This window comes from Flavobacterium sp. (assembly GCF_965657075.1).
GTDB lineage: Bacteria > Bacteroidota > Bacteroidia > Flavobacteriales > Flavobacteriaceae > Flavobacterium.
In genome coordinates this window covers 144,863-168,943 of record NZ_CBFHMV010000003.1, presented here as the reverse complement: position 1 = coordinate 168,943, position 24,081 = coordinate 144,863, and the positions used below count along the sequence as shown (strand labels likewise).

The 24,081-nt window shown below is 30.4% G+C and carries 31 protein-coding genes and 1 pseudogene; 13 read left to right on the top strand and 19 right to left on the bottom strand.

The annotated features are described in order from the left end of the window. Positions 1–3: 3 nt before the first annotated feature. Positions 4–2,013: a BREX system Lon protease-like protein BrxL gene (brxL, locus tag ACTF56_RS03770; RefSeq protein WP_438965577.1), complete on the top strand. Its 2,010-nt coding sequence runs from the start codon at positions 4–6 to the stop codon at positions 2,011–2,013. Positions 2,014–2,024: 11 nt separating this feature from the next. Next, positions 2,025–2,378 (top strand): hypothetical protein, encoded by a 354-nt coding sequence (locus ACTF56_RS03765; RefSeq protein ID WP_438965576.1) that lies wholly within the window; start codon positions 2,025–2,027, stop codon positions 2,376–2,378. 2 nt (positions 2,379–2,380) lie between these two features. Here the strand turns inward: ACTF56_RS03765 and ACTF56_RS03760 are convergent, their stop codons facing one another. Both ACTF56_RS03760 and ACTF56_RS03755 read right to left on the bottom strand, forming a co-directional pair. After that, positions 2,381–2,782 (bottom strand): hypothetical protein, encoded by a 402-nt coding sequence (locus ACTF56_RS03760; RefSeq protein WP_438965575.1) that lies wholly within the window; start codon positions 2,780–2,782, stop codon positions 2,381–2,383. 38 nt (positions 2,783–2,820) lie between these two features. Next, positions 2,821–3,099 carry a helix-turn-helix transcriptional regulator gene (locus ACTF56_RS03755; protein ID WP_438965574.1) on the bottom strand — a complete coding sequence of 93 codons (279 nt, stop codon included), beginning with the start codon at positions 3,097–3,099 and terminating at the stop codon, positions 2,821–2,823. Positions 3,100–3,235: 136 nt separating this feature from the next. On the opposite strand from ACTF56_RS03755, the gene ACTF56_RS03750 reads away from it, so the two are divergent. The 4 genes from ACTF56_RS03750 (at position 3,236) to ACTF56_RS03735 (ending at position 5,554) form a co-directional block, all read left to right on the top strand. Next, positions 3,236–3,526 carry a hypothetical protein gene (locus tag ACTF56_RS03750; RefSeq protein WP_438965573.1) on the top strand — a complete coding sequence of 97 codons (291 nt, stop codon included), beginning with the start codon at positions 3,236–3,238 and terminating at the stop codon, positions 3,524–3,526. Positions 3,527–3,700: 174 nt separating this feature from the next. Beyond that, positions 3,701–4,354, top strand: coding sequence for a recombinase family protein (locus ACTF56_RS03745; RefSeq protein WP_438965572.1), 654 nt, complete (start codon positions 3,701–3,703; stop codon positions 4,352–4,354). Continuing rightward, positions 4,351–4,656 (top strand): hypothetical protein, encoded by a 306-nt coding sequence (locus ACTF56_RS03740; RefSeq protein WP_438965571.1) that lies wholly within the window; start codon positions 4,351–4,353, stop codon positions 4,654–4,656. The genes ACTF56_RS03745 and ACTF56_RS03740 overlap by 4 nt, the downstream gene beginning before the upstream one ends. Before the next feature lie 256 nt (positions 4,657–4,912). Then, positions 4,913–5,554 carry a hypothetical protein gene (locus ACTF56_RS03735; protein WP_438965570.1) on the top strand — a complete coding sequence of 214 codons (642 nt, stop codon included), beginning with the start codon at positions 4,913–4,915 and terminating at the stop codon, positions 5,552–5,554. A gap of 15 nt (positions 5,555–5,569) precedes the next feature. Here the strand turns inward: ACTF56_RS03735 and ACTF56_RS03730 are convergent, their stop codons facing one another. From ACTF56_RS03730 to ACTF56_RS03710, 5 genes and pseudogenes are all read right to left on the bottom strand, one after another. Continuing rightward, on the bottom strand, positions 5,570–6,337 hold the full coding sequence (locus ACTF56_RS03730; protein ID WP_438965569.1) for a TIGR02757 family protein: 768 nt from the start codon (positions 6,335–6,337) through the stop codon (positions 5,570–5,572). A 75-nt stretch (positions 6,338–6,412) separates the two neighbouring features. Then, a pseudogene (locus tag ACTF56_RS03725) lies at positions 6,413–6,919 on the bottom strand (DUF2400 domain-containing protein); the annotation flags it as partial. Then, positions 6,912–8,522 carry an LIC_10190 family membrane protein gene (locus tag ACTF56_RS03720; RefSeq protein ID WP_438965568.1) on the bottom strand — a complete coding sequence of 537 codons (1,611 nt, stop codon included), beginning with the start codon at positions 8,520–8,522 and terminating at the stop codon, positions 6,912–6,914. The gene ACTF56_RS03720 and the pseudogene ACTF56_RS03725, both read right to left, overlap by 8 nt. Then, the gene (locus ACTF56_RS03715; protein ID WP_438965567.1) at positions 8,522–9,184 is read right to left on the bottom strand and encodes an ABC transporter ATP-binding protein; all 663 of its coding nucleotides are present in this window, start codon (positions 9,182–9,184) and stop codon (positions 8,522–8,524) included. Before ACTF56_RS03715 ends, ACTF56_RS03720 begins: the two co-directional genes overlap by 1 nt. A 137-nt stretch (positions 9,185–9,321) precedes the next feature. Beyond that, positions 9,322–9,480, bottom strand: coding sequence for a DUF1328 domain-containing protein (locus tag ACTF56_RS03710; RefSeq protein WP_438965566.1), 159 nt, complete (start codon positions 9,478–9,480; stop codon positions 9,322–9,324). A gap of 375 nt (positions 9,481–9,855) precedes the next feature. Here ACTF56_RS03710 and msrA point away from each other — a divergent pair, with 375 nt between their 5' ends. The 3 genes from msrA to ACTF56_RS03695 are packed head-to-tail and all read left to right on the top strand — an operon-like array spanning position 9,856 to position 11,450. Then, entirely contained in the window at positions 9,856–10,401 is a 546-nt protein-coding gene (gene msrA, locus ACTF56_RS03705; RefSeq protein ID WP_438965609.1) for a peptide-methionine (S)-S-oxide reductase MsrA, read from the top strand. A 13-nt stretch (positions 10,402–10,414) separates the two neighbouring features. Continuing rightward, on the top strand, positions 10,415–11,089 hold the full coding sequence (gene folE / locus ACTF56_RS03700; RefSeq protein WP_438965565.1) for a GTP cyclohydrolase I FolE: 675 nt from the start codon (positions 10,415–10,417) through the stop codon (positions 11,087–11,089). Between the two features lie 55 nt (positions 11,090–11,144). Beyond that, a complete protein-coding gene (locus tag ACTF56_RS03695) occupies positions 11,145–11,450 on the top strand; it encodes a hypothetical protein (RefSeq protein ID WP_438965564.1) in 306 nt (101 codons plus the stop codon). Between the two features lie 38 nt (positions 11,451–11,488). Here the strand turns inward: ACTF56_RS03695 and ACTF56_RS03690 are convergent, their stop codons facing one another. The 9 genes from ACTF56_RS03690 to tpx all read right to left on the bottom strand — a co-directional run bounded on the left by ACTF56_RS03690 (position 11,489) and on the right by tpx (position 19,733). After that, positions 11,489–11,830, bottom strand: coding sequence for a DUF6787 family protein (locus ACTF56_RS03690; RefSeq protein WP_438965563.1), 342 nt, complete (start codon positions 11,828–11,830; stop codon positions 11,489–11,491). Between the two features lies 1 nt (position 11,831). Continuing rightward, entirely contained in the window at positions 11,832–12,260 is a 429-nt protein-coding gene (locus ACTF56_RS03685) for a DUF6146 family protein (RefSeq protein WP_438965562.1), read from the bottom strand. 83 nt (positions 12,261–12,343) lie between these two features. Continuing rightward, positions 12,344–12,973, bottom strand: coding sequence for a DUF937 domain-containing protein (locus ACTF56_RS03680; protein WP_438965561.1), 630 nt, complete (start codon positions 12,971–12,973; stop codon positions 12,344–12,346). 101 nt (positions 12,974–13,074) lie between these two features. Continuing rightward, positions 13,075–14,205: a 3,4-dihydroxy-2-butanone-4-phosphate synthase gene (gene ribB / locus ACTF56_RS03675; protein WP_438965560.1), complete on the bottom strand. Its 1,131-nt coding sequence runs from the start codon at positions 14,203–14,205 to the stop codon at positions 13,075–13,077. Beyond that, a complete protein-coding gene (locus tag ACTF56_RS03670) occupies positions 14,195–15,652 on the bottom strand; it encodes an LptF/LptG family permease (protein WP_438965559.1) in 1,458 nt (485 codons plus the stop codon). The genes ribB and ACTF56_RS03670 overlap by 11 nt, the downstream gene beginning before the upstream one ends. A gap of 10 nt (positions 15,653–15,662) precedes the next feature. Then, complete coding sequence (locus tag ACTF56_RS03665; RefSeq protein WP_438965558.1) at positions 15,663–16,304, bottom strand: LolA family protein; 642 nt, start codon at positions 16,302–16,304, stop codon at positions 15,663–15,665. Between the two features lie 4 nt (positions 16,305–16,308). Then, positions 16,309–18,819: a DNA translocase FtsK gene (locus tag ACTF56_RS03660; RefSeq protein WP_438965557.1), complete on the bottom strand. Its 2,511-nt coding sequence runs from the start codon at positions 18,817–18,819 to the stop codon at positions 16,309–16,311. 35 nt (positions 18,820–18,854) lie between these two features. Next, positions 18,855–19,229 (bottom strand): diacylglycerol kinase, encoded by a 375-nt coding sequence (locus ACTF56_RS03655; RefSeq protein ID WP_438965556.1) that lies wholly within the window; start codon positions 19,227–19,229, stop codon positions 18,855–18,857. 6 nt (positions 19,230–19,235) lie between these two features. Next, the gene (tpx, locus tag ACTF56_RS03650; RefSeq protein WP_438965555.1) at positions 19,236–19,733 is read right to left on the bottom strand and encodes a thiol peroxidase; all 498 of its coding nucleotides are present in this window, start codon (positions 19,731–19,733) and stop codon (positions 19,236–19,238) included. Between the two features lie 138 nt (positions 19,734–19,871). Here tpx and ACTF56_RS03645 point away from each other — a divergent pair, with 138 nt between their 5' ends. The 4 genes from ACTF56_RS03645 to arsB all read left to right on the top strand — a co-directional run bounded on the left by ACTF56_RS03645 (position 19,872) and on the right by arsB (position 22,478). Then, the gene (locus ACTF56_RS03645) at positions 19,872–20,195 is read left to right on the top strand and encodes an ArsR/SmtB family transcription factor (protein WP_438965554.1); all 324 of its coding nucleotides are present in this window, start codon (positions 19,872–19,874) and stop codon (positions 20,193–20,195) included. A gap of 63 nt (positions 20,196–20,258) precedes the next feature. Continuing rightward, a complete protein-coding gene (locus ACTF56_RS03640) occupies positions 20,259–20,732 on the top strand; it encodes a DUF6428 family protein (RefSeq protein ID WP_438965553.1) in 474 nt (157 codons plus the stop codon). A 99-nt stretch (positions 20,733–20,831) separates the two neighbouring features. Continuing rightward, the gene (locus tag ACTF56_RS03635; protein ID WP_438965552.1) at positions 20,832–21,446 is read left to right on the top strand and encodes a low molecular weight phosphatase family protein; all 615 of its coding nucleotides are present in this window, start codon (positions 20,832–20,834) and stop codon (positions 21,444–21,446) included. After that, positions 21,447–22,478, top strand: a complete 1,032-nt coding sequence (gene arsB / locus ACTF56_RS03630) for an ACR3 family arsenite efflux transporter (protein ID WP_438965551.1) — start codon at positions 21,447–21,449, stop codon at positions 22,476–22,478. 97 nt (positions 22,479–22,575) lie between these two features. Here the strand turns inward: arsB and ACTF56_RS03625 are convergent, their stop codons facing one another. The 3 genes from ACTF56_RS03625 to ACTF56_RS03615 form a co-directional block, all read right to left on the bottom strand. Further along, positions 22,576–22,833: a DUF6952 family protein gene (locus ACTF56_RS03625; RefSeq protein ID WP_026716035.1), complete on the bottom strand. Its 258-nt coding sequence runs from the start codon at positions 22,831–22,833 to the stop codon at positions 22,576–22,578. Between the two features lie 103 nt (positions 22,834–22,936). After that, positions 22,937–23,245, bottom strand: coding sequence for a thioredoxin family protein (locus ACTF56_RS03620; protein WP_438965550.1), 309 nt, complete (start codon positions 23,243–23,245; stop codon positions 22,937–22,939). A gap of 84 nt (positions 23,246–23,329) precedes the next feature. Then, positions 23,330–23,965 carry a peroxiredoxin gene (locus ACTF56_RS03615; RefSeq protein WP_438965549.1) on the bottom strand — a complete coding sequence of 212 codons (636 nt, stop codon included), beginning with the start codon at positions 23,963–23,965 and terminating at the stop codon, positions 23,330–23,332. Between the last annotated feature and the right edge of the window lie 116 nt (positions 23,966–24,081).

Genomic DNA, 24,081 nt, shown 5'->3' with positions numbered 1-24,081 from the left:
CATATGAAAGCATTAGACACAAAATTAAACGAGCATTTTGGGGGTAAAGTGGTTCGAAAAGACCTTACAAAATTGGTCAAAGGAAACGCTATTGTTCCAATATATGTTCTTGAATATCTTCTTGGTCAGTACTGTGCTACAAGTGATGAAGAAACAATACTTGAAGGTGTTGAAACAGTTAAAAATATTATTTCAAAGCACTTTGTTCATAGGGATGAGGCACAAATAATCAAGTCAACTGTAAGAGAAAAAGGGTCACATAGAATTATCGATAAAATATCGGTTAAGCTAAATGATAGAGAAGACCAATACGAAGCTTATTTCGCAAATTTAGGACTTAAAGGTATTCCAATTGCCGATGCAGTTATACGAGAACATCAAAAACTATTATCCAGTGGTGTTTGGTGTATTCTAACTTTAGGTTATGTTTCTACTGATGAAAAAGGAGCTATACCATGGGTGATTGAAACAATTAAACCAATTCAGATTTCAATTAGCAATCTTGATGAGTTTAAAGAAGGAAGAAAATCATTTAGCAAAGAAGAATGGATGGATGTTCTTCTTCAAACTATGGGATTAAATCCAGATGAGTTTACATTTAGGTCCAAGTTGCTTCAATTGACAAGACTTGTTCCTTTTGTAGAAAACAACTATAATTTAATTGAACTTGGACCAAAAGGAACAGGTAAATCACACATATTTTCTGAACTATCACCACATGGAATGTTGATTTCTGGTGGAGAAGTTTCTAAGGCTAAACTATTTGTAAATAATAGTTCTGGAGAAATCGGATTAGTTGGTTATTGGGATGTGGTTGCTTATGATGAGTTTGCTGGAAAAACAAAAAATACAGACCGTGGATTGGTTGACATAATGAAGAATTATATGGCAAATAAATCCTTTTCAAGAGGAACTCAAGTCTATGGTGCTTCAGCTTCAATGGTGTTTGTCGGTAATACAGACCATAGTGTTCCTTATATGCTAAAGCACAGCAACCTTTTTGATGCGTTACCCAAAGATTACTATGATACGGCTTTCTTGGACAGAATCCACGCTTATTTGCCAGGGTGGGAAGTTCAAAAACTAAGAAACGATATGTTTACATCAGACTATGGATTCATAGTTGATTACCTAGCAGAAATACTTAAAGAACTTCGTAAAGAAGACAGAACCAACGAGTATTCTAAATACTTTGAATTATCTGACACCATAACAACTAGAGATAAAACAGCAATAATTAAAACATTTGCTGGTTTAGCGAAGATACTTTATCCACATGGTGAATTGTCTGAAGTAGATATGAAAGAGCTTTTAGATTTTGCTATAGAATGTAGAAAGCGAGTTAAGCTTCAATTACAGAATATGGATGAAACTTTTGAAGAAGTCGATTTTAGTTATACCATAAAAAGTTCTGGCAATAAAGTTGAAGTTGATACACTTGAGGTGTTGGAGCATCTAAAACCTATTTTTGAAAAGCAAGTAATTGAACCAGCTACAAAAACTGAAGAAACAAAGGACACAATTGCGTCTAGTGTAATTTCACTTAGTGGTGGTCAAAAAATAATTAGAGATAACCAAACAGGTATTTCTTATGATTTACTTTTTGGAGCATATTTATTTGGAGCAACAGACTTTAAAGTAATTGACCCTTATGTAAGACTTCCATATCAACTCAGAAACTTTATGGAACTTGCAAAATTAATCTCTGAGAAAAAAGACCCAGAAACGGAAGTTAAATTGCATCTTGTTACAAGCAACAATGAAGATTACATAGAAGGTGCAAAAGACGCATTTGAACAAATGACCTATTCATTAGAATCGATTGGAATTATTTTTACTTATGAATTCGATGAAAACATTCATGACCGTTCAATCAATATGGATAATGGTTGGAAGATTGTTTTAGGTCGAGGATTAGATATTTGGCAAAAGACAGGTGGATGGTATGATGTCAATGAGTACATACAAGAGAAAAGATTGTGCAAGGCTTGTGAGGTGACGTTTGTAAATTAATTAATAGTATTATGTTCAAGGAAGAATCAGAAATAAAAGAGTACAAAGTTTTAACTTTTAATCTTAAACAAGAACCGTTTGACGTAATGGTTACTGGAGAAAAAAAATTAGAGTATCGAGATAATACCCAACATTGGAGAAGTAGATTTTTTAACAAGGATGGAACGCAGAAACATTTTGACTATGTTAAGTTCATACATGCCTACGGTTCTAAAAACCCTTTTTTTTATTGTAAATATGAAGGTTTAGAAATGGTTAAAAACGTACATGTAACTTACAGCTCTGGATTTAGTGTTAATTTTGATGACGAACGATGGGCGGTAAAGTTGGGTGACGTTGTTCTTATAGGAAATATGAATCAATAATACTAAATACTTGTATTGACAGCATAAGATTCCCAATCAAATTTTTGGATACCTTCTTCAATTATAGAATTAATCGAAAACGAAAACAAATCATCGATTGCCCAAACTATAACCAATTCACTTCCATCAAATTGTTTCTTGGGGTCTTTCACGCTTTTGTTTGATGCAAGCCATAGGTAAATTGTGTATTTTTTGAAGTGTTTTAAATCCAAATCAAAACTTTCAGTATTCTTAACCGTTTTTCGAATCCCCCAATGATTTGGTGCTTTCAAGTTTTCATATACATAAATGTTATCCTCAAATCTAGGTTCGCCAACTAAGAACTCACCATAAGTTCTACTTATATCAATTGCGATAACTTCAACTTCGTGACCGCACTCTAATTTTATAATGTCTTTTTTCATAGTGTTCTTTAATGATAAATATCTATCAATTAGGAAAACTAATCAATACCACCCAAAATTTTAAGGCTTTTACTCAGTAGTACTTTTGCTTCCTCAACTTCTTGCTGAGTAACAGCAGTGCCTTTAGTTGGAATAAATAATTCCCTAACATCAACATCTAATACATCAGCAATCTTTATAAGCAGTTGTATTGTTGGAAGATTCTTTTCACTCGATATATTAGATATTGTTGTGGGTGATACTTCGACTTTATTAGCCAAATCATCACGTGAGATTCCTTTAAGAGCCATTATCTCTTTTAATCTTAAAATAGCCATAACGTTTTATTTTTTACAAAGATACAAAAATAATCAAGTAACACTTAATATATTTAAAAATATATCAAACATTACTTGTTTTATAGTGAAATAATACTTTACTTTGTAGTGTATTAATCAAGTATTACTTTACATTATGGAAATAGCTAGAACAATATTAGAACAAATCAAATATGGTGATAAATGGGCTTTGATGGCTTATGGTGCAACAAATTATATAGCATTACAAGAAACTAAAGACTTTCAAGGTGGTGTTAAATTCAAAGTGAATGGTTTGAAACACAAAGGAACTGTAATGGTACAGCTAAAGTGGATTGATACATATACAATAACATTTGTAAATAATAACGGTGTCGCTGTTAAAGAAGTCGAAGATGTTTACTGCGACACTTTGGTAGATGTTCTAGATTACATCGAAGGAAAATAATGCTCATCTGTGTAAAATTAGCTTCAAAAATGTATGAAAATAAAGTGGTATTGTTTAGTACACTTTTTAGCTAGTGAAATTAGTACTTATCAAATCTGAATTGTACTGCATACAAAGTGTACTTTATGAACAATACAATATCAATCTTCAAACCCCAAAAAAAACATAAAGGATATGAAAACATTTAAGAAAGCTAGATACGTTAGAAATTCTGCAATTACAGGTGGTGGGAATCCAGCTAGACAGTTGGCAAAGTTACATCCAGATGAAAAACTCTTTATAGATGTAATCAGTGGAACTGTTCCATTCAAAGAAAGACTACAAGGTAAATTACTAATTGAGGCAGTTGAGAACGGTGAAGTAAACTACTTGAGCGTAATTTCTGTTGATAGATTAGGTCGTACATGCTTTGAAACCCAATCCACACTTAATTGGTTGACAGAAAAAGGAGTTACAGTTCGTGTAGAGAACTTGGGGAATCTTGAAAGTCTTATTGATAAAAAACCAAACCCAATATTCAAGATGATATGCGATGTTTTGGCTAATGTAGCGAGCATCGAGTTGGAAGGTATAAGAGAACGCCAGACACAAGGTTTAGCCATCTACAAGGCAAAAAATGCTCTACTAAGAGCACAAGGTATTACCCGAAAACGTAACAAACCAAAAGTTAGCGATGATGAAATCTTGAAAAAGTATTCGAGTGTGGTCAAGGAGCTAAAAATTGGAAAAATAAGCCTTAGAAAAATTGCAAAATTATGTGGAACCAGTCTTGCTACGGTTCAAAAAGTTAAATCAATTTTGATAAAAAATAAAATTATAGAAGTATGAATTATGTGAATTTGAGTAGAATATACTCAGAAATGTTAACTCATTATCATGCAACATCATTTGGTGTGTCAAGTGTTTTGGACCAATCTCATTCTAAACCTAGCGAAACAATAATTGAGTTTTATTATGACGAACAAGTTCCTGTAGATATTTCTAGACTTAGACTTTTTTTAAAACGTCACATCAGATTTGTAGATGATTTTGTTGTTTATGTAGAAGATGGCAGAATTATGATATGTATACTTTTCAGAACAAATAAGAAGAAACCACTAGACTTTGGTTTTGAGTTCAGCCTTAATTAATAACGAGTATAAAAAATCGAAAATTACAATAACGCATCAGTTAGAAAAAACCAAACATGTATTTTTGGTGCAAGACCCAAATCGATTAACCCAAATAGAAAAGGAACGAATTATGGCTAAAATGAATGTTGAAATGTTATTAATCAATGGTAGACTTTATAAAAAATAAGTAATTCTTTGAGATATTACTGGGTAATTATATTTTATTTTCCTTTCTTAGCTATGTTCAAATTACTAATGAGTATATCTACTAATTATGAAAATTTCAAAACCAAACGAATTTACAGATAAAGAAATAATAAATATTATAATTACACTTCATTCAGACCATTTAATGTTTGTTAAAAACTGGGGTGAATTTATTTATGGCAAAGAATTAAACTTACCACCCGAATTAAAAAATAGAATTTTTTGTATTTGGTTTACTGGATTAATAGATATTATTGTTGAAAAGGAAGACCAACTAGAGATATTAAAGAATGAATGTAATAGTAGAAACCTAATAAACTGTTTGGAATTATTGATTGATTTTGAACATTTAATTGAAGTCATATCAACAAATATCTCAAAAATTAATAAAGATTCACAATTGTTAATTAGCCATCTGAGAAATACAATGGTACATGCAAGAGTTTTTTCTATTCATAATAAAAAGGTCGGTTTTCTTAAATATTATGATTCGAAAGACAATAAAACTCACAGATACGAAGGAAATAGCTTTGACTTCTGGAAAATGAATAGAGAAATAATAACTGGGAGTATTGATGAATTCCTTAACCCCTTGAGAGAATTATTCTTTAGTAAGGAATCGGATTATTATAAGCTTTTAATAACAATATCAGATTCATCTTTTTTTAATCAACTTACTAATATTGCGTATCTAGATTTAAAGGAATAGTTCACCAATTCAATTTTAAAAACCTTCAAAAATACCTAAACCAAACAAAGCAAAATCGTATTTTACGGGGTCGTTTGGGTCAAGTTCTCTTAGTGATTTATCAAGCTCTTCAAGTGCTTTTATATCGTTGTTTTTACGATTAATCAATCCTAATTTTCTAGCGACATTACCAGAATGTACATCTAAAGGACAAGATAGTTTAGCTGAACTAATATCCCAAATACCAAAATCTACACCTTTGTTATCTTTGCGACATAACCACCTAAGACTCATGTTAATTCTCTTCGCAACACTTCCTTTAATAGGGTCTGCAACATGTTTTCTTGTTCTTTGTGGGTGTTCAATCTCAAAGAAAATTCTATTTAACTCATGAATTGCTGGTTGTAATGAATTTTCAGTTTGGTACTTAGTGAATATAGATTCTAAACCACCATGAACTGAATAAACATGTTTTAGAGCTTTAATAAAATACTTAAAGTCTTCACCATTGAAGGTGCGATGCACAAATGTTTCAAGTCGCTCAAGTTGATGTTCTTGGTGAGACATTACAAAATCGTATGGTGAGTCTCCCAACAAATCCATCATGCGGTGACCGTTCTTGGTAATCATTTTACGATTACCCCAAGCAATAGATGATGCAAGGAAACTTGCTATCTCAATATCTTCTTTGCGTGAATATCTGTGAGGGACACTAATAGGGTCTGGTTCAATGAAGTTAACAGTATTAAATTCATTTACCTTTGCATCTAAAAATTCTTTAAGCTCTTCTATGGTTAATCCCATTAGTATCTACAATTATTCTTTGCAAAGATATTATTCTATATACAAAAATCCTACCACTCTAATTACCCGTATTTATATATTGATTCTTTTTGCTGCTGAATTATTTAATGGATCAGAAACATGTTTTTGAGTTCTGGTCAAATGATCAATTTCAAAAAACACTTTTTTAAATTCATGAATGCTTTTTTGAAGGGATTTTTTTTCTTGGTGTTTACTAAAAAGTGTTTCTAAACCTTCATGATTTTTATAAATATTTTGAAGTGCTTTTATAAATGTAATGGCATCATCACTGTTAAAAGTTCGATGTACAAAAGGAGCAAGGTGTTCCAACTGATTTTCGGTGTGATTCATGACAAAATCGTATGGTGAATTACCAAGCATTTCCATTAATCGTTGGGCATTTTTGATGATCATTTTTCGATTTCCCCATGAAATAGTGGCTGTTAAAAAACCTGCAATTTCAATATCTTCATTTAATGTATATAAATGCGGAATTTGAATGGGATCACTATCAATAAATTGGGTGTTGTTGTATAAAATGACTTTTTCGTCTAAAAAATCTTTGAGTTCTTGTTTATTCATTTTTGATTTCTTTGGCATAAAATCCGTCTTTAATATTTGAAGTTCTTTGTTGTGGAGAAACTCTGTAATAATCTAATAATCTTTTGCTTACACAAGGTAATGCTCCGTTAGAAGTTTCAAATAGAGAATGAAATTGAGCATCATAATATTCAAAATTAGAAGTTGAAATTTTATCTAATTCAACATTTTTATATTTTGAATTAGATTCGGGAACTAGTATTTGTTGAAAATGAATGTTATTGATATTTAATGATTTTAAATCGACTAAAACACTTACAATTAAGGCTATAAAACTCACCGAAAGAATTGCAATTGTATTTTTAATGAACTTTATTTTGTTTGAAATATCATATAGAATGATTCCTAAAAACAATATAAAAATAGGTAGAAAAAAGCGGTATTGTGGAGAAGTTATTAATAGAAATAGAAAATGAATCCATAAACACAAATAGAGCACTCTGAATTTAAACTTCTTAAAAAAAGAAGAAAAAGGTACTAAAATGAAAAGTAAAATCACTCCTATATTGAAAACGGCATTCAAGCCTTTAAGATGAATCCATAAATTGAGTTTTTCAATGATATTTAGGTTTTTGGTATAGACTAAATTTTCGGCATAACCAGCATCTATAGTGCCTTGAGTAACCATTTCAAATAAATTGAGAGCCATTTTCCAATCCAAATTTAAATCTATATTATTTAATGGGAAAAGCGGTAAGCCTGTAATTATGCTATTTTTTAATATCCAAACTGTACCCAAAACTAAACTAGTACTTATAAAAAAAGCACTGTTTGATGGCTGTTTTTTTAGCAGGAAGAGTGTCAGTAGTAATAAAGGAGCAACTGTAAGTTTTATGAAACAAATGAACAATATAAATAAGAGTAAGGTCTTACTTTTCTTAGCATCTAAAGTTTTGAAAATGAATTCGTAAAATAAAATACTACAAAATACTAAAATGGGTAAATCTGGTGAAGGTGCATCAATAAATTGAAAGTAAAAAACCAACAATAGGCTATATATAACGAGATATACATTTGATTTTTGAGCAAATTCATTTAAAAAATAATAGACACCAATAAGTACCAATAAACCATTTACATCATTAAATAGAAATCCGATAAAAGAAAAATTGAAACCACTTTGAAACACATGCCAAAAGGAACATTGAGCCAAAAAGGGATGCACATTGGCAATTCCTTTTACATAACCATATTCGTTGAGCCATTTTATGGTTTGAATGTAATAGCTTTCGTTATCAAAAATTGTAGGAACTTGTGCTGATTTAAAAGCGGTTAATAGTATGATGATTCCAAAAAAAGTTTTATGTTTTGGATTTAATGATTTGAAAAAAGCGGCAAAAAATGATTTTACTTCATTCCGAAAAACAGTACTTAATACAACAATTAAAAGCGAGTTTACTATAAAAAAGGCCATTTCAATCTTATAAAAAAAGGCTGCAATACCTATAAAGAGCGTTTGAAATACAATTCCGTAAAGTGGAATAAATGCTTTTTCATCAGTAAGTTTTAGCCTGTTTTTAATTGCAATTCCTGAAACAGAAATCATATAAAAAATAAGCAACCAACTGATTAATATTGTTATCATTACTCAATTATTAAACCATCTTTCATGACTAATTTTCGGTCTGCCATATTGGCTAAATCTTCATTATGAGTAACAATTACAAAGGTTTGATTGAATTCTTCACGAAGTTTAAAAAACAGTTGGTGTAACATTTCAGCCGATTGCGTATCCAAATTTCCTGAAGGTTCATCTGCAAAAATCACAGCAGGATTGTTAATTAAAGCTCTTGCTACTGCAACACGTTGTTGTTCACCACCAGAAAGTTCACTAGGTTTGTGATGAATACGTTTTTCTAAGCCTAAATAAGTTAAAAGTCGCAATGCTTCCGATTCAGCATCTGCTTTGGAACGATTAGCAATGTATGCTGGAATACAGACGTTTTCTAAAGCTGTAAATTCAGGCAATAATTGATGAAATTGAAAAATAAACCCTAAATTTTTGTTTCTAAATTTTGATAATTCTTTATCAGAAAGACTCAAAATACTTTCATTATTGATGGTTAAAACGGTTTTATTATCGCTACTAGGTTGGTCTAAAGTTCCTAATATTTGCAATAAAGTAGTTTTACCAGCACCAGAAGTACCTACTATAGAAACGATTTCACCTTTTTTAATTTCTAAATCTACTCCTTTTAATACATGAAGGTTTCCATAATATTTATGAAGTTCTTTAACTTGAATCATTGTTAGCTATTTTTACAAAGAAACAAAGATTTTTTTGTTTTGTTAAATCTATTGATTTCTTTTTTTAGAAAAATTAGCAACAACATATAGGTTGAATACTTAAAGAAATTCATCTCAAATCTTACATGTATTTATATTTATACTTTTTTACCTCTAATTATGGATAAAATAAAAAGAACAATAAAGATAAAAAATAAGACTCTTGCAATATTTGAAGCACCAGCTGCAATTCCTCCAAAACCTAAAACTCCAGCAACTATTGCTAGAACAACGAAAATAACAGTCCATTTTAACATGATAAATAATTTTTTAATTACTATTTTTTGTTTTGTATTCAACAAAGATTTAATTCTTTAATGATGTACTTTACAAATTTAAAGCACACTAAGTATAAGTTACTTACATCATTTTTTACTTTATTTATACTATTTCCATTAGTAGTACATAAAGCTTTTAATTGTTGTGATTTTAAACCAAAACCTTTGTTTAAACGTAAATAAACCTATAAAGAAAAGTTAAAAACTCAAAAGTGTTTAATTTTTTTGTATATTTGTTAAACAAAAAAAATAGTTATCATGAAATTTTTATTGTGTCTTAGTTTCTTGTCGTTGGGTTTTTGTAAACCTAAAGAAACTGTTGTTGAAAATATAGAATTTAAAAAACCAGTGGTTATGAATACTGAAGAAGGAAAAGAAGTTGCTACTATTGCAGGCGGATGTTTTTGGTGCACAGAAGCCGTTTTTTTAGAATTAGATGGAGTTGAAAAAGTGGTTTCTGGATATACAGGTGGAACCATTAAGAATCCGAGCTACAGAGAAATTTGTACAGGAGAAACGGGTCATGCTGAAGCGATTCAAATCACTTTTGATCCGAAAAAAATTGCTTTTCAAGACCTATTAGAAGTGTTTTTTGCTACTCATAACCCAACAACCTTGAATAGACAAGGTGCTGATGTTGGAACACAATATAGAAGTGAAATTTTTTATCATTCTGAAGAGCAAAAAACTCAAGCTGAAGCTTACATTGCTTTGATTGAAAAAGAAAAGTTATACGAAGACCCAATTGTAACGGCTGTTTCAAGTGCAGTTGTTTTTTATGAAGCTGAGGCTTATCATCAAAATTATTACAATCAAAACAAAACGCAAGGCTATTGTCAAATGGTGATTGCTCCAAAACTTGAGAAGTTAAGAAAATATTATTCATCAAAATTAAAGTAAGGGAAAATTTGCTATGAACACACTTATTGAAAAAGAAATATTTGATATCATTGGAGACAATCACCAAATGACATCTGTAGACACACCTTTAAGAGCAGATGCTTTTGACAAATCTGATGCAGATAAAATGCAAGTTATTGAAAAGCATTTTGAAGTAATTATGAAAGAGTTAGGATTAGACTTAACAGACGATAGCTTGAGTGGAACACCACATAGAGTTGCGAAAATGTTTGTTCAAGAAATTTTTTCGGGATTAAATCCTGCAAATAAGCCTAAAATATCCGTCTTTGATAATTCTTATAATTATGACAAAATGTTAGTAGAAGCTAATATTAGTTTTAATTCTACTTGCGAACACCACTTTTTACCCATTGTTGGAAAGGCTCATATAGGCTATGTTTCTTCAGGAAAGGTAATTGGTTTATCAAAATTGAACAGAATTGTTGATTATTACGCTAGAAGACCTCAAGTTCAGGAGCGTTTAATCATGCAAATTTTTACAGAATTAAAAACGGTTTTAGAAACTGATGATGTAATGGTAGTAATGGAAGCTGAGCATTTATGTGTTTCTAGTAGAGGAATTAAAGACGAAAGCAGTTATACTTCTACTTTACAATATGGTGGCGTGTACCATCAAAAAGAGTTTCGTGATGATTTATACAACATGATTAATAAAAATCAAAAATAGTTTTTGGCATTCTATTTGTATATTTATGGGTAACCTATTAAATAATAAATAATAAATGTCACATGAGATTGAAATTTTAAAAAACAAAACAACTTCAGATAAGCGTTTTAAATTAGTATTAAGTATAATTTTTGACTTAATAGGAATGTTATCTTATGTTATTCCAGTTTTAGGTGAAACTATAGATGTAGTTTGGGCACCAGTTTCTGGGTTATTGTTAGTTGCTATGTATAAAGGTACAACCGGAAAAGTAGCTGGTATTATTGGATTTATTGAGGAAGCTTTTCCATTAATACTTGATTTTATTCCAACGTTTACCCTAACATGGATTTATAAATATGTAATCAGTAAAGAAAATTAAAGATAGTTTTTAGTTTGTTTGTTACTAAAAAAGGAGTTCTATTTTTGAGCTCCTTTTTTAATTTTACTATCTACGTAATTGGCAATAAAGCCTAATTTAATTCGATTTAGCATTTTCTTTTCAAATTCCCAAAAGAATGCAAATTGTCCAAAAAGTGTTCCAACAAAAACCAAAAGGATTTGATATATTGGAAATATTAAAAATAATCTAAGAACACGATATAACCAATAGGGTACAGATGTTTCTGTTATTCCGATAAGTGATAAAAAAGGTTTTGCAATTTGTAAAGAACTGTAACCTGTAATGGCAAATACTATAAAAATTGTGGCTAATGTTAAGTTAGAATCTACGTTCCAACGTTTTTTAAGTTTGTTAAGCATATTAAATTCGGGCTGAAAAAGTTCCTAAAGGTTGATTGTAACGATTTTGAAAAAACACTAAATAGTTGTATATTAAATAATTGACTTCATAACCATAGTCAACATTAGGATCGTAATTTACAGTCATTTCATATAAATTTGGATTGTATTGACTAGGATTCATTGTTCGTCTGTTCCACTCTAAAAGCCAAACTCTATTTCTTGATTCTAAAAAACTTTGAGAATAGTAGTTTCTAGGTCTTGCATTTGTGTAAAGCCATGAGCTGTATTGAGCGTCAATAATAATGACTTCATATTCTAGCTCCTCATTAGCGATTCTAACAGTATCAGAAATGGTACCAGAAGTTGTTTTTTGATCTATTGTTTTTGTAGAATTACAACTAAAAAGCAATATGAAAAGCAGCAAAAAAGTTCCTATATAATATTTCATAGCAAATGATTTATAGTTGGTATAAAGATAAAAAAAAAGCTTCATTAATTGAAGCTTTTCTAGTAGTAATATGGTTGTATAGCCTATTTTTTACCAAATAAACCTCCAAGTAATCCGCCTAATAAGCCACCACTTTTCTTTTTATTTCCGCTTAAAGCTGACATGGCATCTGAAATATCTAATTTTCCATCACCATTTTGATCTAAAACAGATGTCAATACTGAAGAGCCACCAGCTTGATTTGCACCACCTAGTAATCCGCCTAATAAATCTCCTAAACCACCAGAGCTTTGAACTCCTTTATTTTGAACTTGTTTTCCTAAATATCCCATAACAATCGGAGCTAACATTGGTAGTATTTTAGAAATAATACTAGAATCAACACCAGTTTTAGAACTTAATCCTTGAATCATATTGTCTTGATCACCACCTAAAACATGACCAAGTATCTTTTTTCCGTCAGAAAAATCACCACCATTTAAAAAGCCACCTATATTATCTAAAATACTTCCATCGTGTTTTCCACCAAGTAAAGCACCCATTAAACCAGAATCACCAGTTGCAGCATTTTGTTGCATTTTACCTAAAATTTCGGGTAAACCGTTGGTAACAACTGCAGTTGCTTGTGCTGCATTAACACCTGTTTTTTCGGTAATGTTTCCAATGATTTGTTTTCCTAAATCACTATGGATTAAATCTAAAATTCCTGACATTTTGTTTTGTTTTTTGTGTTTATAAGCTCCTAAATTAGAAAATAAAAACTACTTAAGAAATTAAATTTCAGTTATTTCAAATTTTTATTTGATTTTTTGCATTAATAATTCACGTATTCAGTAATTTCTAATCCGTAACCAATCATTCCTACACGTTTGGTTTGTTCAGAATTTGATAGTAATTTTATTTTACTAATGTTTAAATCATGAAGAATTTGAGCTCCAATACCAAAATCTTTAGCATCCATTTTTATTTGTGGCGCTTTTAAAATATTTTGTTCTTGTAAGTTTTTAAGTTCAATAATTCTATTTAGCATTTCAAGGGATTGTTTTTCTTGATTGATAAACAAAACAGCACCTTTTCCTTCTTCATTTATTTTTTTGAACATAGCCTCTAACTTGTTATCTGGATTAGAAGTTAAGGTTCCTAAAATGTCGTTATTTATTTGTGATGAATTTATTCGTGTTAAAACTTCATCACCTTTGTTCCAACTGCCTTTTGTTAAGGCAATATGCACTTGTTTGTTGGTAGTTTGTAAATAAGCTTTTAATCTAAAATCACCAAAACGTGTTGTAATTTCAAAGTCTTCTTTCTTTTGAATCAAGCTGTCGTGTTGCATTCTATAAGCCACTAAATCTTCAATTGAAACAAGTTTCAAATCGAATTTTTTAGCCACTTCAACCAACTGAGGCAATCTTGCCATTGTTCCATCTTCATTCATTATTTCAACAATAACACCAGCAGGAGTAAAGCCAGCTAATCTAGCAAAATCAATAGCAGCTTCAGTATGACCAGTTCTTCTTAATACCCCACCTTGCTTTGCAATTAGAGGAAAAATATGACCAGGCCTTGCTAAATCATAGGGTTTAGTTTCAGTATTGACTAATGATAAAATGGTTTTAGCTCTATCAGCAGCAGATATTCCAGTAGTAACACCATTGCCTTTTAAATCTATAGAAACTGTAAATGCTGTTTCCATAGGATCTGTATTATTGGTAACCATAGTATGTAAATCAAGTTCTTTACATCTGCTTTCGGTTAATGGAGCACAAATTAGTCCACGACCATGTGTTGCCATGAAGTTAATCATTTCTGGAGTAACCTTTTCAGCAGCAGCTAAAAAATCGCCTTCATTTTCTCTATCTTCATCATCAACTACAATTATTATTTTTCCTAAGCGAATATCTTCAATGGCTTCTTCAATTGTGTTGAGTTGTATTTTAGTTGACATTTTTCTCTGGTTTTCTATATTTTGTAAACAATTTTTTAATTGGATCTGTAATCCAGTCAAAACTGATCATTATTCCTATATCGTTAGTAGCTCTGTATGTAAGTAAAATGGCTAATGGTAAGAGTATAATAGAACCCAACCAAGTTCCTAAGAAAGTAGGAAGACTGTCTTCTTGAGCTAATTTTTTTCCAAATGTATTTATGAAATAAAAAGTAATAAAAATCATTGTTGCAAAAACCATGGGTAAGCCCAAACCACCTTTTCTAATGATTGCACCAAGCGGAGCACCAATAAAAAACATGAGTAAGCATGAAAAAGCTAGCATAAATTTTTCATGAATAGCGATCCAATGTTGGTTAATGTTTTTCTTTTTAAACATCAAGTCTTCTCTACTACTTTTGATAGTAAAATCCATACTTGTGGTATTGTTTATAGCAATATCCAATATCTTTTTTTGGTCAACAGGAATGTATAAATCTAAGATATTTTTAAATAGACTGTCTTTTTTTGTGATGTTGTTAGAAGGTAACTTTTGACTTTTTTGGAGTACAAAGGCATTTCTTTGCGTAATATTTTCAGAAAACGAAAATATATCTTCATTGTATTTTTTTTGTAATGAATCAATAGTAATATTTAATTCATTAACATTCAGCATATTGTTGGTATTTGTAATTTCACCAGTATCATTACTTGTGTCTAATTTTCCAATATCAATGGTTAAAATATATTTTTTAAAAGAACTTTTTGCAAAAGGATTTTTATTTTGATCTTCAAATTTTTTAGGATACAAATCTTCATAATAATTTCCATCATAAAGTTCTAAAATCAAAAGATTTTCTTCTTCATCACTTCTCAATAAGCCATTTTTTGCATTGATGATTACTGATGCACCGTTTTGAGTTTTTATGTTTTTTTTGTGTAAAGTGATGCCTTCTAAAAATTGACCTTTATCACCTGTTTTTTTATCTACTTTGATATTTGTAGTTCCAATTTGGTTGAATTGACCTTCAACAATAGCCATTGCAGGTTTTTGCTGAACAATATCTTTTCTTAGGTTTAAAAATTTGTATTGCGCTCTTGGAATCACATTGTTTGAAAAGAAAAACGCCACTAATGCAAGACCACAAATGAATACGGTTAAGAATTTCATAGCTCTGTTTAACGAAATTCCTGATGATTTCATGGCTGCGAATTCATAATTTTCAGAAAAGGTTCCGAAAGTCATAATGGCAGCAAGTAAAACAGATAATGGCAACACTAAAGGAACTATTGTTGGAGCATAAAACGCCAAAAACTTTAGAATTACAATAAAATCAAGGTCTTTACCAGCTAATTCAGAAATGAAAAGCCAAATACCTTGAAGTACGAAAATGAAGAATAAAATTACAAATACAGAAGTAAAAGTAATTAAATAAGACTTTAAAATATATTTATCTAATATTTTCACCGAAGGGTTATTAATCTATTCTATTAATATAATAATCTGGATATTTTGATTCGGTAAAAGTAAAATGATTTTTTGATAAAGGTTGGTTTGTTTTAAAAGAATTAACAATTAAAGTAGTAACTGTTCCTTTTTTATCAGTTTCAATCATGCTATAAATATGATTAGTAGCAGTATCTATTCCGATTTGAACTTCTTTAACATCATCTTTTGTGTTGGTAGGTTTTAATACTACATATTGGATTTTTCTTCCTTTGATATTTTGTAAAATTCCCCAAGAATAAGTGTAACCGGATTGAAAGAAAGTCAACATTTTATCTGGAGTAATTTCTTTATCATTGTCTTTTCCGTTAGAAATAGTGATTTCTTCATCTTCGGGAACAATGGTATATGTTTTTTTTCCATCATAGATTTTGGTAACACCCATAAAATTTAAAACATACTTATTACCATTAATAGCAACGTTTCCTTTACTTTCTTGGTTGATTTTTTCTTTGGTATTTTTTAAAGAATAGTTAAAATCAATCACGATGTTGGTATAAGTTTTTGCTTTTGCAGCTACATCATCTAAAAGTTTTTTTGCTTTTTTTGCATCTTGTGCTTGCATATTAAGGCTTACCAGTAAAAGTAGTGTGATTTTTAAAAAGGTTTTCATTGTATTAGTTATTTTGTTCATTATTTAAAAAATGTTCTAATGAAGTTAAATCGGGAATTAATACAGAACGGGCTTTACTTCCTTCAAATGGTCCAACAATTCCAGCTGCTTCCAATTGATCAATAATTCTTCCAGCTCTGTTGTATCCTAATTTTAATTTTCTTTGAATTAATGAGGCACTTCCTTGTTGAGCAGTTACAATCACTTCGGCAGCTTCTCTGAAAAGTGTATCTCTATCAGAAATATCGATATCAAGTTTTGTGCCACTTTCCTCACCAACATACTCAGGAAGTTGATAAGCTTCAGGATATGCTTTTTGTGATCCTATATAATCTGTAATTTTTTCAACTTCTGGAGTGTCTACAAAGGCACATTGCACACGAACAATTTCATTTCCTTGTGTAAAAAGTAAGTCTCCACGACCAATTAATTGATCTGCTCCACCTGAATCTAAAATAGTTCTTGAATCGATTTTTGAGGTTACTCTAAAAGCAATTCTAGCGGGGAAATTGGCTTTGATCATACCAGTAATTACATTTACAGAAGGTCTTTGTGTTGCAATAATTAAGTGAATTCCAATAGCACGAGCTAATTGCGCTAAACGAGCAATAGGTGTTTCTACCTCTTTACCTGCTGTCATAATTAAATCCGCAAACTCATCCACTACCAAGACAATATAAGGTAAAAAACGATGTCCGTTTTCAGGATTTAGTTTTCTTAATTTGAATTTTTCATTGTATTCTTTGATGTTCCTTACCATTGCATCTTTTAACAAAGAATAACGGTTGTCCATTTCAATACATAGTGAATTTAATGTGTTGATTACTTTAGCATTATCGGTAATAATGGCATCTTCAGTATCAGGAAGTTTGGCTAAATAGTGTCGTTCAATTTTATTAAAAAGTGTCAGTTCTACTTTTTTTGGATCGACTAAAACAAACTTGACTTCAGCAGGATGTTTTTTATATAAAAGCGAAGTTAATACAGCATTTAAACCAACCGATTTTCCTTGACCTGTCGCACCAGCCATTAATAAGTGAGGCATTTTAGCTAAATCAAAAACAAAAGTTTCGTTAGAAATATTTTTACCCAAAGCAATAGGTAATTCCATTTCAGATTGTTGAAATTTAGCGGAAGCGATAACACTTTTCATTGAAACCAAAGTCGGATTTGCATTAGGAACTTCAATACCAATAGTACCTTTTCCAGGAATAGGAGCAATGATACGAATTCCTAAAGCGGCTAAAGAAAGTGCAATATCATCTTCTAAATTCTTAATTTTTGAAATTCTCACACCAGCATCCGGAACAATCTCATACAAGGTAACTGTTGGACCAACAGTAGCTTTTATTTGTGAAATTCCGATTCCATAATTTTTTAAGGTTTCAAGAATTTTATTTTTGTTGGCTTCTAGTTCAGATTGATTAATTGTAATTCCACCAGATGAATACTCTTTTAGAAGTTCAATACTTGGCATTTTGTAATTTGATAATTCCAAAGTTGGATCAAATTCTCCAAAATCCGCGACAATTTTTGCTGCCAAATTACTTTCAACAGTTTCTTCTTCTTCGGCAGTTTCGATTACAAAAGATTCATCACTAGTTTCAATAACTTTCATTGGATTTTTTTCTTCAATAGAAAAGTTTTCCGAGTGATTATCATCTGATTTAAAGAGTTCTTCTTTTTTAATTTTTGGGTCTAATGACAATTCTGAAGAATGAGAAATAGTAGGTTTTAGATTTTCTTTATTAATTTCAAAAGTAGAATTAGCTTTCAATTCAATTTTTGAAATGGCTTCTTCGTCTTCTTCTAAAATAAAGTCTTTATTGTATTTGGATTCATTTATCGGAATTTCAAAAGCACTTTCATTGTTTATTGTATTTGAATTTTCGTTGTTTTGAGTTTCATCATCTTCAATTGGTTGATTGATTTTACTTTTAACTTTTTCAACTTTGTCTTTTATTTTATCAGGAGACATTTTTAATTTAAAAATTAGAAATGCAATCACAATAAACAGAATTACAAGAAAAGCACCAATTTTACCAATATAAAGTTGAATAAACTGATTCATTTCATAACCAACAATTCCTGAAAGGTTTGGAAATTGATTCCAAAAAAAGCCAAAAATTAATGCTATTGTAATGATAGTATATAAATCCCAAAAGAACGTTCTTCTTAATTTAAAAATACTCAAATCTAAAATGAAATAGATACCAATCATGGCAATCATTTTAACAAAAAGAAAAGAAGCTACACCAAATCCATTGTAAATGAAAAAGTTAGATAACTCAGCGCCAAATTTACCCAATAAATTTTTTGCTTTTACCGAGCGATTTGTTAATGCATCCAACTGGCTTTGATCTTCATTTCCACTAAAAAAGTAGGATACAAAAGAAACTAATAAAGCTATAGCAATAAGTACTAAAAAAGAGCCAATTATAAACTTGTATTGTCTATTTCGTTCTTTGTTATTTACTGTTGCTTCTTTTTTAACTGTATTTGTTTTTTTTGCCATATTTATGCTCCTTGATTAAGGTAAATGTCTACGTATTATGAAAAATGAGGAATGTAAATGATACAACCAATTGCAATAGCAGTTAAGGCAGCAAAAAATACTGCTCCAGCAGCAATATCTTTGATAAAACCAATTCTCTCATGATAATCTGGATGAATAAAATCGGCTATTTTTTCAACAGCGGTATTTAATCCTTCTATTCCTAAAATTAAACCAATGGCTAACGTTTGAATCAACCATTCTTCATGAGAAATATCAAAATAAAATCCGGCAATTATCATTAGTACAGCCAAACAACTTTGAACCATTACACTGTGTTCGGTAGTGATTAGTTTTATTGCACCTTTAAAGGCAAATCCCATGCTTTTAATTCTTCCAGTAAAAAGCGTTTCGTCTTTTTCGAATTTCATAAATTGTTATAAGGAAGCGATAGCAGATTCATAATTAGGTTCGTCTGCAATTTCATTAACTTGTTGCGAATGCAAAACAGTGCCGTTTTCATCTAAAACGATTACTACTCTTGAATGCAAACCTGCTAATGGACCGTCAATAATTTCTAATCCATAATCTTTACCAAAACTTCCGTCTTTAAAATCAGATAAGTTAATCACATTTTCTAATCCTTCCGCACCACAAAAACGTTTTTGAGCAAAAGGTAAATCTCTAGAAATACATAATACTTTTGCGTTTTTTAAATTACTAGCTTCGCTATTGAATTCTCTTACAGAAGTTGCACAAGTTCCCGTATCAATACTTGGAAAAATGTTAAGTACCAATTTTGTGCCTCTAAAATCTTCTAAAGATGCCGTTGATAAATCTTCTTTAATTAATTTAAAACTCGGTGCTTTCATTCCTACTACTGGTAATTCACCCGATGTTAATATTGGATTTCCTCCTAAAGTTATTGATGCCATTTTCTTATATTTTTAAACAACAAAAGTAATAAATAAATTTGGAATAGGGAAAGGCATGTTTATTTAAAAAAAGGGAAATAATATTAGTAAGTTTAATTATTATATCGTAATATTGCAATATAATAATAATATAAAAATATGGGAGCATCAAAATCAGAGTCGTTTTCTGTTGAACATAATGAATTGGCAAATTTGTTTAGGGCATTATCTCATCCTGCACGAATTGCGATTGTTGACTATTTATTGTCTGTGGATTCTTGCATTTGTGGTGATATAGTTGATGTTTTGCCGTTGGCTCAGCCTACAGTTTCTCAGCATTTAAAGGAACTTAAAAACGCAAATATTATAAAAGGAAGTATAGAAGGTACAGCCATTTGTTATTGTGTTAATCCAGAAACGATTGCTAAAATTGAAAACCATTTTGGAGGAATCTCTAAAGAATTAAAAAACAAATGTTGTTAAAAACAAAACTAAAATAATTTAACTTTCAGCATTGAAGAGATGTTGAACTAAATTCAGTATAAAATGAAATTATCAGAAATTAAAAACAGTCTTAAAGTACTTGAAACAATTGCTTTTGAATTGCCAAATGGTGAATTGGTTCCAAGCCATTTTCATGTTACAGAAGTTGGAAAAGTGACCAAGCATTTTATTGATTGTGGAGGAACCGTTAGAAATGAAGAAGTTGTGAATTTCCAATTGTGGGAAGCGAATGATTTTGACCACAGATTGCATCCTGAAAAGCTATTAAATATCATAGAGCTATCTGAAAATAAATTAAAAATTCCTGATTTAGAAATTGAAGTAGAATACCAAATGAAAGAAACCATTGGTAAATTTAACCTAGAATTTGATGGTACAAATTTCCTATTAGTTTCAAAATTAACAGATTGTTTGGCTAAAGATAAATGTGGTATTCCACCAGAAAAATTAAAAGTCAAAATAGGAGAGTGGAAAGCTAAAGAAAATAATTGTACACCAGGTTCGGGTTGTTGTTAAACACAGCACAAAGTCTCTTGAAGTTTTTCATGAAGTCTTACAAAGAAATATTTAATAATCCTTAAAATTGACAAAAAAAACTAATCATTATTCACTAAAATGTTAGAAAATCTTACCAAAACCCTAGTAGAAATTTCAAAAATTGCAGTTCCAAACGAACGAAAAGAAGTATTACAACCTTTAGTAGATTACATTCAGAATAAAGTAAATTCTGATCAAGAAATTCGTTTAAACTTTATTTGTACTCACAATTCTCGCAGAAGTCATTTGTCGCAAATTTGGGCTCAAAGTATGGCTTTTCATTTTAAGATTCAAAATGTTTTTTGTTATTCTGGTGGAACAGAAGCTACTGCTATGTTTCCAAAAGTTGGTGAAACATTAGTAAATCAAGGATTTCAAATTCAGCAATTAAGTAAAACTGAGAATCCTGTTTATGCAGTGAAATATGATGACAATTCACATCCAATCATTTGTTTTTCAAAGACTTTTGATGATGGATTTAATCCAAAATCCAATTTTGCAGCCATCATGACTTGTTCGTCAGCAGATGAAGGTTGTCCTTTTATTGCTGGTGCGGAAGTTAGATTACCAATTCGATACAATGATCCAAAAGCATTTGATGGAACGGAATTGATGAATGAAAAATATGCTGAACGAAGTTTAGAAATTGCATCGGAAATGTATTATGTATTTTCTCAAATAAAAAAAAACTAAATGCGAAAAAGATTAGGATTTTTAGACAAATATCTTACCCTTTGGATATTTTTAGCCATGTTAATTGGTGTTGGAATTGGTTATTTTATTCCAAATTCAGCAAATGTTATTAATTCCTTTTCTTCTGGAACTACGAATATTCCTTTAGCAATAGGTTTGATTTTAATGATGTATCCACCTTTGACAAAAATTGATTTTTCGAAAGTGCCTTTAATGTTTGAAAAACCAAAATTGTTGGGAATTTCTTTATTAATCACTTGGATTATTGGTCCTTTTTTAATGTTTTTATTAGCGACATTTTTCCTAAAAGATTATCCCGAATATATGACAGGATTAATCATAATAGGAATTGCTCCATGTATTGCAATGGTGATTGTTTGGAATGAATTAGCAGAAGGAAACCGAGAATTAACAGCAGGTTTAATCGGAATTAATAGTCTTTTACAGGTTTTCTTCTTCAGTTTATACGCTTATTTTTATTTAGAAGTTATGTTGCCTTTGTTTGGAATTAAAGGTTTGGAATTGAATATTACCATTTCTGAAATTGCAAAAACCGTCGGCATTTATTTAGGAATTCCCTTTGCTTTGGCTGTGATGAGTCGCTTTTTAATAAAAAAATATATGGGTGATAAATGGTTCAATCAGAAATTTATCCCTTTTGTTTCTCCTATTACCTTAATTGCCTTACTTTTTACAATTGTTGTAATGTTTAGTTTAAAAGGAGAAATGATTGTTGATTTGCCTTTAGATGTCCTTCGAATAGCAGTTCCATTAGTGATTTTCTTTTCAATAATGTTTTTCTTGATGTTTTTTGTGGCAAAGAAAATCGGAGCAAATTATCGCGATGCTGTAGCTTTATCATTTACAGCTTCTGGTAATAATTTTGAATTAGCTATAGCGGTTTCAATTGGAGTTTTCGGAATCAATAGTGGTCAAGCTTTTGCTGGAGTTATTGGTCCTTTGGTTGAAGTTCCAGCTTTGATAATTTTAGTAAATGTGGCCTTTTGGCTGAAGAAAAAATATTATAAATAATATTCAAAAAAATTTAACCATTAAGACAGTAAGTTTCATTAAGGTTTTCTAAATTTTCTTACTATCTTAATGGTTTAAATAGTTAACAAAGTTTCTTTTATTTATCAATAGATCCTAAAACACGTTTCATGAAATCATTTAACGCAGTTTTTTTGTCTTTTCCTTCTTTCACCATTTTATGAACTTCAAGAGCTCCATACATGTTGGAAATTAATTCTCCAATGACATCTAATTCTTCATCTTTTAAAGACGGAACTTCAGTTAAAGCTTCTAAAACTTCAATGGTTTCCACTAAATAATCTTGATCATTATCCTCAATAAATTGAGTTAAGTGTTTGATAACTGGTAATTTCATTTTATGCTGAGTTTATTTCAGTATTTCATCAATACTGAAGTTTTTGTGTTTAAAAGGTTTAAAGGCTTGAGTAACTTTTAACCTCATAACCTTTTAAACTTTTTTAGATTACTTCATTAACCAATTCTGTTAATACTTCTAACTTGTTAGTCTGTGTTTGATTCACCAATTTTCCGTTTTTGAAAGTTGCAAATGTTGGTAAATTATCTACAGTTGCTAGTTTTCTTGAATCAGGGAATTTTTCAGCATCAACCATTAAGAATGGTATACTTTCGTTATGAGTTGCCAGCATTTTAAATTTTGGTTTCATAATGCGGCAATTTCCACACCAAGTTGCAGAATACTGAACTACAACTGTATCATTTGAAGCTACAACCTCTGCTAAATTATCTTGTTCTATTTCTATAAACATAATTTTGAAAATTTCAATTAAAAAAACCAAATTCTAAAGCTATTTTATTGGAATTTGGAATTTAAATATTTGGGTGTTTGTTTATTAGTTTTGGCTTAAATAAGCTGCTGTACTTAATCTGTCAGCATTCATTGCTTCTTTTCCTTCTTCCCAGTTAGCTGGACAAACTTCACCTTTCGTTTGAACGTGAGTGTAAGCGTCAACTAAACGTAGATATTCGTTTACATTTCTACCTAATGGCATATCGTTTACACTTTCGTGGAATATTTTTCCTTCTTCGTCAATTAAATAAGTTGCACGGAAAGTAACGTTTGAACCTTCTAAGATTTCGTCATTTAATTCTTCGTCAAATACCCATTCAGCATCTAAAATGTCTAAGTTAGCAGCTAAGTTACGAGTTGTATCAGCGATAAGTGGGTAAGTTACACCTTCGATTCCACCATTGTCTTTTGCAGTGTTTAACCATGCAAAATGTACTTCGTTAGTATCGCATGAAGCACCGATTACCATTGTGTTTCTTTTTTCAAATTCTCCTAATGCAGTTTGAAAAGCGTGAAGTTCAGTTGGACAAACGAAAGTAAAATCTTTTGGGTACCAAAATAAAAGTACTTTCTTTTTGTTGTTTACTGCTTCATCTAAAACGTTAATTCTTAAGTTATCACCCATGTGAGAGATAGCGTCTACTGTAATGTTAGGGAATTTTTTTCCGACTAATGCCATTGCTTTTAATTTTATGATTTGTATTTAAATTTCTATCACAAAATTACAACTTAAAGCCACGAATCAATAGCGTAATAATGATTTCTTCTTATTATGATATAGATAATAATTATACA

Excerpts from the sequence above, each read along its gene's own strand:
- brxL (WP_438965577.1), top strand. The coding sequence starts at position 4 with ATGAAAGCATTAGACACAAAATTAAACGAGCATTTTGGGGGTAAAGTG.
- ACTF56_RS03765 (WP_438965576.1), top strand. The coding sequence starts at position 2,025 with ATGTTCAAGGAAGAATCAGAAATAAAAGAGTACAAAGTTTTAACTTTT.
- ACTF56_RS03760 (WP_438965575.1), bottom strand. The coding sequence starts at position 2,782 with ATGAAAAAAGACATTATAAAATTAGAGTGCGGTCACGAAGTTGAAGTT.
- ACTF56_RS03755 (WP_438965574.1), bottom strand. The coding sequence starts at position 3,099 with ATGGCTATTTTAAGATTAAAAGAGATAATGGCTCTTAAAGGAATCTCA.
- ACTF56_RS03750 (WP_438965573.1), top strand. The coding sequence starts at position 3,236 with ATGGAAATAGCTAGAACAATATTAGAACAAATCAAATATGGTGATAAA.
- ACTF56_RS03745 (WP_438965572.1), top strand. The coding sequence starts at position 3,701 with ATGAAAACATTTAAGAAAGCTAGATACGTTAGAAATTCTGCAATTACA.
- ACTF56_RS03740 (WP_438965571.1), top strand. The coding sequence starts at position 4,351 with ATGAATTATGTGAATTTGAGTAGAATATACTCAGAAATGTTAACTCAT.
- ACTF56_RS03735 (WP_438965570.1), top strand. The coding sequence starts at position 4,913 with ATGAAAATTTCAAAACCAAACGAATTTACAGATAAAGAAATAATAAAT.
- ACTF56_RS03730 (WP_438965569.1), bottom strand. The coding sequence starts at position 6,337 with ATGGGATTAACCATAGAAGAGCTTAAAGAATTTTTAGATGCAAAGGTA.
- ACTF56_RS03720 (WP_438965568.1), bottom strand. The coding sequence starts at position 8,522 with ATGATAACAATATTAATCAGTTGGTTGCTTATTTTTTATATGATTTCT.
- ACTF56_RS03715 (WP_438965567.1), bottom strand. The coding sequence starts at position 9,184 with ATGATTCAAGTTAAAGAACTTCATAAATATTATGGAAACCTTCATGTA.
- ACTF56_RS03710 (WP_438965566.1), bottom strand. The coding sequence starts at position 9,480 with ATGTTAAAATGGACTGTTATTTTCGTTGTTCTAGCAATAGTTGCTGGA.
- msrA (WP_438965609.1), top strand. The coding sequence starts at position 9,856 with ATGAATACTGAAGAAGGAAAAGAAGTTGCTACTATTGCAGGCGGATGT.
- folE (WP_438965565.1), top strand. The coding sequence starts at position 10,415 with ATGAACACACTTATTGAAAAAGAAATATTTGATATCATTGGAGACAAT.
- ACTF56_RS03695 (WP_438965564.1), top strand. The coding sequence starts at position 11,145 with ATGTCACATGAGATTGAAATTTTAAAAAACAAAACAACTTCAGATAAG.
- ACTF56_RS03690 (WP_438965563.1), bottom strand. The coding sequence starts at position 11,830 with ATGCTTAACAAACTTAAAAAACGTTGGAACGTAGATTCTAACTTAACA.
- ACTF56_RS03685 (WP_438965562.1), bottom strand. The coding sequence starts at position 12,260 with ATGAAATATTATATAGGAACTTTTTTGCTGCTTTTCATATTGCTTTTT.
- ACTF56_RS03680 (WP_438965561.1), bottom strand. The coding sequence starts at position 12,973 with ATGTCAGGAATTTTAGATTTAATCCATAGTGATTTAGGAAAACAAATC.
- ribB (WP_438965560.1), bottom strand. The coding sequence starts at position 14,205 with ATGTCAACTAAAATACAACTCAACACAATTGAAGAAGCCATTGAAGAT.
- ACTF56_RS03665 (WP_438965558.1), bottom strand. The coding sequence starts at position 16,304 with ATGAAAACCTTTTTAAAAATCACACTACTTTTACTGGTAAGCCTTAAT.
- ACTF56_RS03660 (WP_438965557.1), bottom strand. The coding sequence starts at position 18,819 with ATGGCAAAAAAAACAAATACAGTTAAAAAAGAAGCAACAGTAAATAAC.
- ACTF56_RS03655 (WP_438965556.1), bottom strand. The coding sequence starts at position 19,229 with ATGAAATTCGAAAAAGACGAAACGCTTTTTACTGGAAGAATTAAAAGC.
- tpx (WP_438965555.1), bottom strand. The coding sequence starts at position 19,733 with ATGGCATCAATAACTTTAGGAGGAAATCCAATATTAACATCGGGTGAA.
- ACTF56_RS03645 (WP_438965554.1), top strand. The coding sequence starts at position 19,872 with ATGGGAGCATCAAAATCAGAGTCGTTTTCTGTTGAACATAATGAATTG.
- ACTF56_RS03640 (WP_438965553.1), top strand. The coding sequence starts at position 20,259 with ATGAAATTATCAGAAATTAAAAACAGTCTTAAAGTACTTGAAACAATT.
- ACTF56_RS03635 (WP_438965552.1), top strand. The coding sequence starts at position 20,832 with ATGTTAGAAAATCTTACCAAAACCCTAGTAGAAATTTCAAAAATTGCA.
- arsB (WP_438965551.1), top strand. The coding sequence starts at position 21,447 with ATGCGAAAAAGATTAGGATTTTTAGACAAATATCTTACCCTTTGGATA.
- ACTF56_RS03625 (WP_026716035.1), bottom strand. The coding sequence starts at position 22,833 with ATGAAATTACCAGTTATCAAACACTTAACTCAATTTATTGAGGATAAT.
- ACTF56_RS03620 (WP_438965550.1), bottom strand. The coding sequence starts at position 23,245 with ATGTTTATAGAAATAGAACAAGATAATTTAGCAGAGGTTGTAGCTTCA.
- ACTF56_RS03615 (WP_438965549.1), bottom strand. The coding sequence starts at position 23,965 with ATGGCATTAGTCGGAAAAAAATTCCCTAACATTACAGTAGACGCTATC.